Annotated in this window: 9 protein-coding genes; 7 read left to right on the top strand and 2 right to left on the bottom strand. The window is 73.6% G+C overall.

Annotated elements, in window-relative coordinates; translation table 11 throughout:
• Positions 1-459 precede the first annotated feature (459 nt).
• Positions 460-1,470, top strand: a complete 1,011-nt coding sequence (locus tag ACFC1F_RS33010) for a GNAT family N-acetyltransferase (RefSeq protein ID WP_376163885.1) — start codon at positions 460-462, stop codon at positions 1,468-1,470.
• A 62-nt stretch (positions 1,471-1,532) separates the two neighbouring features.
• Positions 1,533-2,384 carry a 1-acyl-sn-glycerol-3-phosphate acyltransferase gene (locus ACFC1F_RS33005; protein WP_376163883.1) on the top strand — a complete coding sequence of 284 codons (852 nt, stop codon included), beginning with the start codon at positions 1,533-1,535 and terminating at the stop codon, positions 2,382-2,384.
• A gap of 147 nt (positions 2,385-2,531) precedes the next feature.
• On the opposite strand, the gene ACFC1F_RS33000 is transcribed toward ACFC1F_RS33005, so the two are convergent.
• A complete protein-coding gene (locus ACFC1F_RS33000; protein WP_376163881.1) occupies positions 2,532-4,217 on the bottom strand; it encodes an MFS transporter in 1,686 nt (561 codons plus the stop codon).
• Positions 4,218-4,391: 174 nt separating this feature from the next.
• Between ACFC1F_RS33000 and ACFC1F_RS32995 the strand changes: the two genes are divergently transcribed.
• The 3 genes from ACFC1F_RS32995 to ACFC1F_RS32985 all read left to right on the top strand — a co-directional run bounded on the left by ACFC1F_RS32995 (position 4,392) and on the right by ACFC1F_RS32985 (position 8,209).
• The gene (locus tag ACFC1F_RS32995) at positions 4,392-5,075 is read left to right on the top strand and encodes a TetR/AcrR family transcriptional regulator (RefSeq protein WP_376163879.1); all 684 of its coding nucleotides are present in this window, start codon (positions 4,392-4,394) and stop codon (positions 5,073-5,075) included.
• 296 nt (positions 5,076-5,371) lie between these two features.
• The gene (pip, locus tag ACFC1F_RS32990) at positions 5,372-6,361 is read left to right on the top strand and encodes a prolyl aminopeptidase (protein ID WP_376163877.1); all 990 of its coding nucleotides are present in this window, start codon (positions 5,372-5,374) and stop codon (positions 6,359-6,361) included.
• 204 nt (positions 6,362-6,565) lie between these two features.
• Complete coding sequence (locus ACFC1F_RS32985) at positions 6,566-8,209, top strand: alpha/beta fold hydrolase (RefSeq protein ID WP_376163876.1); 1,644 nt, start codon at positions 6,566-6,568, stop codon at positions 8,207-8,209.
• A gap of 266 nt (positions 8,210-8,475) precedes the next feature.
• Here the strand turns inward: ACFC1F_RS32985 and ACFC1F_RS32980 are convergent, their stop codons facing one another.
• Positions 8,476-9,039 (bottom strand): MarR family winged helix-turn-helix transcriptional regulator, encoded by a 564-nt coding sequence (locus ACFC1F_RS32980; protein WP_209412166.1) that lies wholly within the window; start codon positions 9,037-9,039, stop codon positions 8,476-8,478.
• A gap of 77 nt (positions 9,040-9,116) precedes the next feature.
• On the opposite strand from ACFC1F_RS32980, the gene ACFC1F_RS32975 reads away from it, so the two are divergent.
• Positions 9,117-10,541 carry an MFS transporter gene (locus ACFC1F_RS32975; protein WP_376163874.1) on the top strand — a complete coding sequence of 475 codons (1,425 nt, stop codon included), beginning with the start codon at positions 9,117-9,119 and terminating at the stop codon, positions 10,539-10,541.
• A 29-nt stretch (positions 10,542-10,570) separates the two neighbouring features.
• Positions 10,571-11,569 carry a YdcF family protein gene (locus ACFC1F_RS32970; RefSeq protein WP_376163872.1) on the top strand — a complete coding sequence of 333 codons (999 nt, stop codon included), beginning with the start codon at positions 10,571-10,573 and terminating at the stop codon, positions 11,567-11,569.
• The last annotated feature ends 146 nt before the right edge of the window (positions 11,570-11,715 follow it).

The following is an 11,715-nucleotide window of genomic DNA, read 5'->3' as shown; positions in this document are numbered from 1 at the left end:
CGCCGACCGCCCCGCCCCACCCGGGCCCGGCGGGGTCCCCCCCCCGGGGGGGGCGGCCCTCCTGCGGCGCCCCCCCCCCGCCGGGCCCCCGCCAGGGGGGCCCACGCTCGCGGGGGCACCGCTCCCAGGAGCAGCGGCCGCGGGAGCACCGCTCGCGGGAATACCAGCCGTGGGAGCAGCGGCCTCGGGGCCTTGACGGTGGGGCAGGCCCGGGCCGCGCTTTCCACCCCGTGGAGCGGAGCGCAGGGCGACGACCGGGCGCCCGGCGGGTGACCGGAAGGCGCCGGGTGCCCGCATTCAGCAGGTGCACATCTGCGCTCCGCCGAACAGCAACGTGGACGCCAGCCGGCTCGGAAAAACATACGGATACCGGCCCGCAGGCCCGATGTTCGAGCGGGCCGGGCCGGTGCCACGGCGATCCGTGGCCGCCGTCGTCCGTGCTGCCCTGGAGGGTCCGCCATGACCACCGTCCCCACGTACACTCCTCCCGCAGTCCTCCCCGGCGACACCGCCGGCCTCACCGCCGCGGTGCCCGCCCCGCGTCAGTCCCGGCCCGCCACCACTCCGGCCCCCGCCACGCCGATCGTCACCACGCCACCCGTCTCCCCTGCGCCCGTCTCCGCTGCGCCCACCGCCGTCGAGGCCGCCGCCTACACCGTCACCCTGGCCAGGGACGAGGACGACCTGCGCGCCGCCCAACGGCTGCGCCACCAGGTCTTCGCCGACGAACTCGGTGCCGTACTGCACAGCCCGGTGCCCGGCCTGGACGTCGACCCGTTCGACGAGTACTGCGACCACTTGCTGGTGCGCGAGGGTGAGGACGGCCCGGTCGTCGGCACCTACCGGCTGCTCCGTCCCGAAGCCGCCCGGCGGGCCGGCCGGCTCTACTCCGACGGCGAGTTCGACCTGTCCAACCTGGCCCCGCTCCGTGACGGCCTGGTGGAGCTGGGCCGCTCCTGCATCGACGCCGGCCACCGGGGCAACGGCGCCGTGATCAACCTGATGTGGGGCGGCATCGCCCGCTACCTCGCCGAGACCGGCAACACCTGGGTCGGCGGCTGCTGCTCGATCCCGTTGGACGACGGCGGCGGCACCGCGGCCCGCGTCTGGGACACCGTCAGCGCCAAGCACCTGGCGCCCGCGCAGTACCGGGTCGCCCCGCACCGGTCGTGGGACGCGACCGGCGTACCGCGCGCCGAACGGGCCGCCCTGCCGCCGCTGCTCCGCGGCTACCTGCGGCTGGGCGCCTGGGTCTGCGGCGCACCCGCGCACGACCCGGACTTCGCCACCGCCGACCTGTACGTGCTGCTGTCCCTGGAGCGCACCGACCCGCGCTACCTGCGGCACTTCCTCTCCGGCGTGCCGGCACCCACCGGCCCCGGCACCTCCGTCGCCCCTGCCGCAACCAGCGCAACCAGCGCAACCGCTGCCGCAGCAACCGCAACCGCAACCGCAACCGCAACCGAGTGAGCGTCTGGCTGCCCACGGCTCCCTGCACGCCCACGACGTGCCTGACCGAACCGGTCCCGACGGTGGCGCTCCCCCGCCGGGCGCTACGGCTCGCCGTCTTCCTGCCGGTGCTGGTGACGGGCATCGTGCTCATCCCGCCGGTGCGCGCCCTCCCACGGGCGGTACGCGAGCGGCTGGTCCGGCTCTGGGCACGCACCCTGCTCGGCTCCCTCGGGGTCGCCGTCCGGCTCGCGCCACGCCCTGCCGCCGAGGGCGGGGTGCTGGTGGTGGCCAACCACGTCTCCTGGCTGGACATCCCGCTGATCGCGGCGGGCCGCCCCGGCCGGGCCGTCGCGAAGGCCGAGCTGGGCAGGTGGCCCGTCCTCGGACCGCTGATCTCCTCGGGCGGCACGGTGCTCATCGAGCGGGACCGGCTGCGCGCCCTCCCGGCGGCGGTCGACGCCGTCGCCGCACTGCTCCGGGCAGGCCGTCCGGTGGTCGTCTTCCCGGAGGGGTCGACCTGGTGCGGGCGGGAGAGCGGACGGTTCCGCCCGGCCTTCTTCGAGGCCGCGGCCCGGGCGGGCGCCCCCGTCCAACCGGTCGCGATCCGCTACCGGCTGGCGGACGGGCGGCCGACCAGCATGGCTGCGTTCGTCGGCGAGGACGACCTGGTCAGCTCCCTCGCGCGGGTGGTCGCGGTCCGCGGGCTGGTGGCGGAGGTGACGTTTCTGCCACTGATCCCGGCCCCGGTGGCGTCAATGGCCCCGACCGGACCGACCGGACCCAACGGACCCAACGGACCGACCAGACCGACCAGGCCGACCGGACCCAGCGGGCTCACCCGGCTCACCGGACCGCGGGGGCCGGGACGGTCGCGGGCGCGGCACGAGCTGGCCCGCGCCGCCCAGGCCGCAGTGGAGGCTGCCTGGCGGTGAGCATCCTGCGGTGAGCGCCGGTCCGGGCCTCCGGACCGGCGGCCTCCGGACGGTGACCTCGCGAAGGCAACCTCCGCCAGCCGATCGCCGACAGATACTCGCCGACAGGTGCTCCCCGGCTGGTCACCAGCCGCCCGTGACAGCTCGTCAGACCGCATCGCTCACGCCCACCGGCCTACCTCCGGCCGACGGCACCGGCTGCTCCTGACCGCCCGGCCGGCCGTTCGCCAGTCCGTCGGCCCGCCCGTCCTCCACCTGCCCGTCCTCCACCTGCCCGGCCGCCGTGTGCCCGGCCGCCGTCTGCCCGCTCTCCGCCTGCCGCTCCACTCGGGCGCTCCGTCGGAGCAGGACGGCGACCAGGACGGCGGTGGCCGCCAGTCCCGCCGAACCGCAGCGCACCGCGAGGTGCACCCCGTCGACGAACGCACCGTCCACCGCGGCCTGGACCGGCCCGGACAGCGCCGCCCCCGAGCCGCTCCCGTGCCCGGAGCCCGCGCCGGCCAGGGCGTCGGCGGCCCGTCCGACCGACTCCGGCGCCACGCCCAGCCGCTCCAGCGAGCCGGTGAGAGTTCCGGTCATGCGGTGGGTCAGGACGGCGCCGAGGGCGGCGACGCCGATCACGCCACCCAGTTCGCGCAGGGTGTTGACGGTCGCCGAGGCCATCCCGGTCTGCGCGGGCCCGACCCGCTGGAGCACGGCGATGGAGACGGGGGTGAACGTCATTCCCATGCCGAGGCCCATGGTGAACAGCGTCCACAGGTACTCGGGATAGCGCGCGTCGGCGCCCTGGAACGAGAGCCCGCCGAGCCCCGCGGCGCAGAGCAGCAGACCCAGCACCAGCGGCAGTCCGGGGCCGTGACGGCCGGTCAGCCGCCCCGCGACCGGGGCACCCGCGACGATCATCACCGCCATCGGCAGGCCCGCGTACCCGGCGTCGGTCGGTGCCCACCGCAGCACGCCCTGCATCAGCAGCGGCAGGAAGAACATCACGCCGAACATTCCGAAGCTCACCATGAACCCGCTCAGCAGGGCGCCGCCGAGGATGCCGTCGCGGAAGAGACCGAGGTCCAGCATGGGTTCGGCCAGGCGCCGCTCCAGCAGGAGGAAGCAGGCCAGCAGCAGGGCGGCCGCCACCGCGCAGCCGAGCACCCGGGCGTCGGTCCAGCCCCGGGACGGGCCCGCGATCAGCGCGTAGACGAGTGCGCCGAGGCCGGCCGCGGAGAGCGCCAGTCCCCCGAGGTCGATCCGCCGCTGCCGCGGGGCGATGACCGGGAGCACCCGGCTCGCCAGGACGAACCCCGCCACCCCGATCGGCACGTTGATCCAGAACACACTGGCCCAGCCGAGGTGGTCGACCATCGGCCCGCCGATCACCGGCCCGACCGAGAGGCCGAGTGCGGAGACCGCCGACCAGAGCCCGATCGCACGGGCCCGCTCGCGCTCGTCGGTGAAGACGTGCCGCAGGATGGCCAGGCTCCCCGGGGTGAGCAACGCGGCACCGACGCCCTGGAGCATCCTGGCCGTGACCAGCACACCCGTGGTCCCGGCGAGCGCGGCGAGCGCCGACCCGGCCGTGAACAGCGCGAGCCCGAGCCGGAACACCCGGGTGCGGCCGTACCGGTCACCGAGCGCGCCGCCGGTGAGCAGCAGCGCGGCGTAGACCAGGCTGTACCCCTCGACCACCCACTCCAGCCCGCCGATCCCGGCGTCCAGGTCGTGTCCGATGCGGGGCAGGGCGATGTTGACGATGACGTTGTCCAGCATGGACATGAACATGGTGATGCACAGCGTCGCCAGCGCGAGTCTCTTCCGCAGGGCGCTCGACTCCCCCATGGGGATTTCTCCATTCTCCAAGTCCCTAACAGTGTTAGGGATGAACCGGCACCGAAAGAGTGCCCCTAACGGTGTTAGATTGCAAGTGGGATTCCCGCGGCCGCTGGAATCCGGCGAGGCGCGGGGGCCGGAGGCGGCACCACCCGCGGAGGCACGGAAGGCGGGCGGAGACCCATGCCGACGCACGACGAGACCGACACCCAGCCCGCGCTGACCAGGGACGCCCTCGTCGTGGCAGCCCTGCGAGTACTGGAGCGGGACGGCCTGGCAGGCCTGTCCATGCGGAAGGTCGCGGCCGAGGTGGGCGTGAAGGCCGCCTCGCTGTACTGGCACGTCCGCAACAAGGACGAGCTGCTCGACCTGCTCAACGACGCGATCATGGCCGACGCCGTCGCACCCCCGCGCGAGGGCGACTGGCGCAGCCAGTTCCTCGACTACGGCCGCCGCTACCGCCGCCTGCTGCTGGACAAGCGCGACGCCGCCAAGGTGGTCGCCGGGCGGCTCGCCCCCGGCCCGCACCTGCTGCGACTGCTGGAGGAGCAGCTGGACCGGCTGCGCGAGGCTGGCTTCTCCGACGCCGACGCCGCCATGACCACCTATCTGCTGGGCGCCTACGTCCAGGGCTTCGTCCTCCAGGAGCAGTCCCCCATCTCCGCCGACGAGGCCAGGGGCGCGAGCCGCGGCGAGATCGCCGCGGCCGCCGGCGACCGCTTCCGCGCCCTGCCGGCCGAGGAGTTCCCCAACATCGTCGCCCTCGCCGACGACCTCACCCAGCCGGCCATGGACGCCCGGTTCGACTTCGGCCTCGAACGGATCCTCGACGGGCTCGCCGCACTGCTACCGCCGGACAAGCGCTGACCCCGCGGAGAAGCACCGGCCCCACGGAGAAGCACTGAGCCTACGGAGAAGCGTCGACCCCGCGGAAGAGCGCCGAGCCGACGGAGAAGCGCCGATCCCGGAGAAGCACCGACCCGGCGGCAAAGCACTGAGTCCTTGACCTGCAAGGCTTTTGACGGTCCGTCTGAACAGGCCGGCCCGGCCGGCACCCGCTCCCCCGCCGCCGCGGCACCTGCGGGATGAATGGCCTCGACGGGCGCTGCGGAGGGCGGGTAGCCTCGCGACCTCCTGCCCGTTCGCCCAGGAGGTACTCCGAAGTGACCGAGTTCTACCCGCTCAGCGAACCGTACGCGCAGGGCCGGCTGGACGTCGGCGACGGCCAGCGGATCCACTGGCAGGCGTCGGGCAACCCGCAGGGCAAGCCCGCGCTGACGGTGCACGGCGGGCCGGGGTCCGGGCTCCACGCGGGCAGGCGGAAGTACTTCGACCCCGCGCGCTACCACCTGGTCCAGTTCTCCCAGCGCGGGTGCGGGCAGAGCCTGCCGCACGCCTCCGACCCGACCACCGGCCTGGAGCACAACACCACCGCGCACCTGATCGCCGACATGGAGCGGCTGCGCGAACACCTCGGCATCGAGCAGTGGCTGCTCTACGGCGGGTCGTGGGGGTCCACCCTGATCCTCGCCTACGCCCAGGCCCACCCCGAGCGGGTCTCGGAGATCGTGATCTGCGGGGTGACCATGACCCGGCCCGAGGAGACCGAGTGGCTCTACCGCGGTGTCGCCCGATTCGTGCCCGGCGCCTGGGAGGCGTTCCGGGACGCGCTGCCGCCCGCCGACCGGGACGGCGACCTGGTGGCGGCGTACAGCCGTCTGCTGAACAGCCCCGACGAGACCGTCCGGCGCAAGGCCGCGCACGACTGGGCCACCTGGGAGGACGCGGTGATCGCGCACGAGGCGCTCGGCTCGCCGAACGCCTACACCGACCGCCCGGACGACGCGCTGATGGCCTTCACCCGGATCACCGCACACTACTTCTCGCATGCCGCCTTCCTGGAGGACGGCCAACTCCTGCGCGACGCCGAACGACTGGCGGGAATCCCGGGCGTGCTGATCCACGGCGCACTGGACCTCGGCTCACCGCTGGACAGCGCCTGGGCACTGGCCAAGGCCTGGCCGGACGCGGAGCTGACGGTCATCCACGACTCCGGGCACACCGGCAGCCCCGCCATGCAGGAGGCGATCTTCGCGGCCGTCGAGCGGTTCGCGGGGCCGGACCCGGAACGCGGACCGCGACACGAGCAGTGACGCGTCATCAACGGTCCGTGCCCGGCCGGGGCCGATCGGACACGGGACCGACACGAGCAGTGACGCGTCATCAACGGTCCGCACCCGGGGGGTGACAGGCCGGGTGCGGACTCCGACACTGGAGGGAGTACTTCTACTTCCACTTCCACTTCCACGGGTCGGCCGGTGCCGGCCGGTACCGGCCGCGGAGAGGGCAGGCCGGCCATGAGCACGCCGTCCGCCAGGCTCCCGATCATCTACGTCCGGGGTTACGCCGGGGGCACCTCGGGGATCGAGAAAGCCGTCACGGATCCGTTCTACGGGTTCAACGAGGGCTCGATGCACATCCGCGTCGGGCGCGAAGACTCCCCCGTCTTCTACCAGTTCGAGAGTCCCTTACTGCGGCTGCACCTTGACGAGGGCTACCACATCTTCGTCGAGGGGGGTCAGGGGACGTACCTCGAAACCCACGACAACATCCCGCCGGACAGCATCTGGATCCACCGCTTCTACGACCTCTCCTCCAGCTCCTGGGGCGCCAAACCGCAACGCTTCGACCTGGAGTCGGCCGCCGTCGACCTGCTGGCCCTGATCGAGAAGCTCCAGGCCAAGACCGGCGCGCCGAGCGTGTACCTGGTCGCCCACTCGATGGGCGGGCTGATCTGCCGCTGCCTGCTGCAGAAGATCATCCCGGACCGCCGCCCGGGCCGCCGGGCCGCCGACTACGTGGCCAAACTCTTCACCTACGGCACGCCGCACGGCGGGATCACCTTCGACGTCGGCTTCGGCGTCCCCGAAGCACTGCGCGACGCCCTCAACATCAACGGTTCGGACATCTTCGGGCCGGACCACATGTACCGGTACCTGACACCGACGGCCCGCCTCGCCCCGGACGGACCGCCCGACGACTGGCGGGCCGTCGACATGCCGGACGACGACGGCACCGGCCCGGCCGAGTCGGCCGCCGGCGGCTTCCCGCTGCAGCGGGTGTTCTGCCTGGTGGGCACCGACCCGGCCGACTACGACGTGGCCCACGGGGCCTCGGCGGCGACGGTCGGGCCGCGCAGTGACGGGCTGGTGCAGATCGCCAACGCCCAGATCACCGGCGCCCAGCAGGCCTTCGTCCACCGCAGCCACAGCGGGCCGTACGGACTGGTCAACTCCGAGGAGGGATACCAGAACCTGCGTCGCTTCCTCTTCGGCGACCTCCAGGTCCGCGCCGACCTGGTGGGGGTGGACCTGCCTGCCGACGACCCCGACGTGACCTGGCAGGCCGAGGTCGCCCTCTCGGTGCGCGGCCTGCCGGTGACGATGCACGAGCGGGTGGCACCGCACTGGTGCCCCATCCAGCTCTCCGACCCGGCGGGGAACGGCAACGGCTCGGCCAGGGGCGTCGGTGATCACGGCGACGACGGGGACGGCGTCACGGGGAACGGAGGCCGGGGCGCGGGGAACGGGAGCAGGACTGCGGGGAACGGGGCCGTCCGGCTGGCGACCACCTTCCTCTCCAGCGCCCTGCCGCGACCCGATGAGACCGGACCACTCCGCTACGCGCTCGACCTGCGGGTGTTCTCCCTGCGCGAGCACCACGGGTTCTTCGGCTTCGGCGACCATCTGGAGCGCACCGCCGACTTCGCCGACAGCCTCGTCGTCGACGTGGACCCGTCCGGGCCGCGCCCGGCCGCCTGGGCGCACTGGAACTCCCGGATCACCGGGGCCATCAAGGACCTCCGCCCCGAGGGCGACCCGCTCCCGGACGAGGACCCTGCCGCCGACTCCTGGGTCGGACACATCGACCTGCCGGCAACCGCCGCCCCGCTCCTCGGACCGCATGCCGCCGTCCGCCTCTCGGTGAGCCCCTGGAACTAGCCGGAGCCGCGTGACGCTCCGGGGCCCGCCGGGGAGGCGGTGGTAGGGAGGCCATCGCCCGCCGGGGCGACGGTGATCGGGAGGTCATGGGCGGCGGGACCGGGTCCGCCCGGACGACGGGACCGGGTCCGCCCGGACGACGGGACCGGGTCCGCCCGGACGACGGGACCGGGTCCACGCGGACGGCGGGACGCCGGGTCTGCCCGGCGTCGGCGGCCGACGGCCTACGGCGCGGCCGGGACCTGAAGGGGGCCGGACCCTGGCGGTCAGGGGCGTGGTTTCGGCTGCCCGCCCGGGCCGGGTGCGTCGGCCGGATCCGGGGCCTCCGCCGCAAGCAGGACCCGACGCAGCAGGTCGGAGAGGAGCCGGCGCTCCTCGGGTGCCAGGACGCCGAGCAGCCTTTGCTCCTCGCGGCCGACCACGTCCAGCGCCTGCCGCCAGGCCTCCAAGCCGGCCTCGGTCAGTTCGACGTCGACGCGGCGGCGGTCCTCGGTGGAGGGAGTACGGACGACGAAGCCCCGGCGCTCCAGGGCTTCGAGACGCCCGGTCACGGAGGCCGGCGCCAGGTTGAGGTCCGCCCGCAGCTCGGACGGGAGGGCGTGGCCGCCACGCCCGGCCAGCTCGTGGAGCGTGTCGAACTCGTGCTTCTGCAGGCCGTAGTCGGCAACGCCCTGTTCACGCACCCGCCGCAGGTGGCGGGTGAGCTTGTTCATCCGGGTGACGGCGCCCTCGATGTCCGGGTCGAGGTGTGGCAGGACCGGCTGCCAGCGCTCGACGTGTCCGTCGGTCCAGTCCCTGGGCTCGTCGGACCGTTGTTCGGGGTGCTCCATGGGTCGAGTCTAGGCGCCCTTGATCGTCAATCTATATTTCGTTGCCGAAATTTCGGCACCGAAATATAGTCCACGGCGTGACTCATCCACTGGGACTCCGCGACTTCCGGTTGCTCTACGCCGGCCGGACCATCTCCACCCTCGGCGACGCCGTCGTCCCCGCCGCCCTGGCCATCGCGATCACGCGGGCCACCGGCTCCTCCGGCGCACTGGCCCTCGTACTCGGCTGCGCGATGGTGCCCCGGCTGCTCCTGCTCCCACTGGGCGGGGTGGTCGGCGACCGCTTCAACCCCCGGGTGGTCGCGCTGGTGACCGACCTGGTCCGGGCCGCCGCGCAGTTGTCCGTCGGCGTCGAACTGATCGGCGCCGAACCGCGGCTGCTGCACATCGCCGTGGCCGAGGCGATCGGCGGCACCGCCTCCGCCTTCGCCATGCCGACGGCCTCCCCTCTCGTCGCGGCCACCGTCGAGGGGCCGCTTCGAATGCGGGCCAACGCCCTGCTGGCGTCCACCGGCAACGCGGCCCGCCTCGGCGGCCCCGCGCTGGCCGGCGTGCTGGTGTACACGGCGGGCGCGGGCTGGGCCTTCGTCCTGGACGCCGCCTCCTTCGCGGTCAGCGCCGCCCTGCTGACACGCATCACCGTCCGGCACACCCCCGCCGAGCGCCGCCCGTTCTTCGCCGACCTGGCCGAGGGCTGGACCGAACTCCGTTCCCGGGACTGGTACTGGACCAGCCTGATCGCCCACGGTGCATGGAACGGCGCCAGCACGGTACTGCTCACCCTCGGCCCGCTGGTGGCCGCCCGCGACCTGGGCGGGGACGGCGTCTGGATCGCGATGACCCAGGCCGGGGCGTTCGGCGTGCTCGCCGGATCGCTGATCGCCGGCCGCGTCCGCCCGGGCCGCCCGGTGATGGTCGCCAACCTCGGCCTCGCCCTCTACGCACTACCGTTGCTCGCCCTCGCCACCACCGCCCCGGCTCCGCTCACCGTCGCCGCGTACGCGGTCGCGATGGCCGGGCTCGGCTTCCTCAACCCGGTCTGGCAGACGGTCGTGCAACAGGAGTTCCCCGCCCAGGTCCTGGCCCGGGTCACCTCCTACGACTGGCTGCTCTCACTGGCGGCCGCGCCGCTCGGCTACACGCTGGCACCGCTGGCCGCCGACGCCTGGGGCAGCACCAGGCCGCTGCTGGTCGCAGCCGCCCTGGTCGCGCTCGCCTGCGTGGGCGCGGCAGCGGTACCGGGCGTGCGGGGAGTGCGGGGAGTGCAGGGAGTGCGGGGAGTGCGGCAGACGGCGCCGGCCGCGGCCCACGGGCCGGACGGAGCCGACAGGGCTGCCGCGACCGACCGGACCGACGGGGCTGACGGGGCTGGCCGGGCCGCCGGGGCTGACGGGGTGCAGGCGCCCACCGCGACGCACCAGCAGGACGGTTCGGACTCGACGGGCCGCCAACACGCCAAGGCCTCCGAGGCCCTCGCCAAGGCCGACCGGACCGGCACCTGACCACCCCGTCCGGCCCCTACGATACAAATATGATCGCCTTCGCCCCAGCAGCCTTCTTCTTCGTCCTGTGCGGGATCGGGGTCCTACGCGACCGACGCCAGTTCAGCAACGCCGTCCTGCTCGGCATTGCCGTCTCCTTCCTCGCCCTGGCGCTGCTGGCCGAAGTGCGCAAGGCGCCCACGCTGGTGGCCGAACTGGCGGCGGTCGCCATCATCCTGCTGCCGGCGATCGGCACGCTCGCACTGATCTGGTTCCTGGTCTCCAACGGTCTGACGATGATCCGCAAGGAGGGCTGGCGGCCCGCCAACCTGCTCTCCCTGCTTGCGGGTCTCGGCATCCTCGCGGTGATCATCCTGCTCGTGGCAGCACTGTTCACCCATTCCTACCGGCTGGGCATCCTCGCGGGCACCACCGCGCTGGTGGTCGGGTACATCTCCTTCCTGTTCGTCTGCTTCGTGGGCTACGCCTTCCTGTACGGCCGTCACCGCCCCCGCCGGGACGTGGACTTCGTCGTGGTGCTCGGCTCCGGCCTGCTCGGCGGCGACCGCGTGCCGCCGCTGCTGGCAAGCCGGCTCGACCGCGGCCGCGAGGTCTTCGAGAACCAGGCCGCGCGCGGCAACCCGCCGGTGCTGATCACCTCGGGCGGCCAGGGGCCGGACGAGAAGCTGCCGGAGGCCCACGCGATGGCCGACTACCTCGTCGAGCGCGGGTTCCCGACGGAGCGGATCGAGCGAGAGGACCGCTCCCGCACCACGGAGGAGAACCTGCTGTTCAGCAAGGTGATCATGGAACAGGCCAAGCCCGACTACCGCTGCGTGATCGTCACCAACAACTTCCACGCTTTCCGGGCCGCGCTGACCGCCCGCAAGACGGGCGTCAACGGGCAGGTGTTCGGCTCGCCAACGGCCGCGTACTACTGGCCGAGCGCGACCATCCGCGAGTTCGCCGCAGTCTTCCTCTCGCACAAGCTGATCAACTTTGGCATCTGCGGGCTTCTCGCGCTCTGCGGACTGCTGGCCGCGCTCTGACACCGCCCGCCCCCACCTCCCACCTCCCTCCGTTCTCTCCGGGCCCCGGCCCCGTCGGCGGCCGCCGGGCCCCCGGCGGCCCCGGCCCCCGCCCCGCCCCGGACCGGAACGCGGCCGGGGGGGGGCCGGGGGGGGGGCCGGGCCGG

It is taken from the genome of Kitasatospora sp. NPDC056181, assembly GCF_042266225.1.
GTDB lineage: Bacteria > Actinomycetota > Actinomycetes > Streptomycetales > Streptomycetaceae > Kitasatospora.
This window is presented reverse-complemented; position numbering and strand designations above follow the sequence as displayed.

Excerpts from the sequence above, each read along its gene's own strand:
- ACFC1F_RS33010 (WP_376163885.1), top strand. The coding sequence starts at position 460 with ATGACCACCGTCCCCACGTACACTCCTCCCGCAGTCCTCCCCGGCGAC.
- ACFC1F_RS33000 (WP_376163881.1), bottom strand. The coding sequence starts at position 4,217 with ATGGGGGAGTCGAGCGCCCTGCGGAAGAGACTCGCGCTGGCGACGCTG.
- ACFC1F_RS32995 (WP_376163879.1), top strand. The coding sequence starts at position 4,392 with ATGCCGACGCACGACGAGACCGACACCCAGCCCGCGCTGACCAGGGAC.
- ACFC1F_RS32985 (WP_376163876.1), top strand. The coding sequence starts at position 6,566 with ATGAGCACGCCGTCCGCCAGGCTCCCGATCATCTACGTCCGGGGTTAC.
- ACFC1F_RS32980 (WP_209412166.1), bottom strand. The coding sequence starts at position 9,039 with ATGGAGCACCCCGAACAACGGTCCGACGAGCCCAGGGACTGGACCGAC.
- ACFC1F_RS32970 (WP_376163872.1), top strand. The coding sequence starts at position 10,571 with ATGATCGCCTTCGCCCCAGCAGCCTTCTTCTTCGTCCTGTGCGGGATC.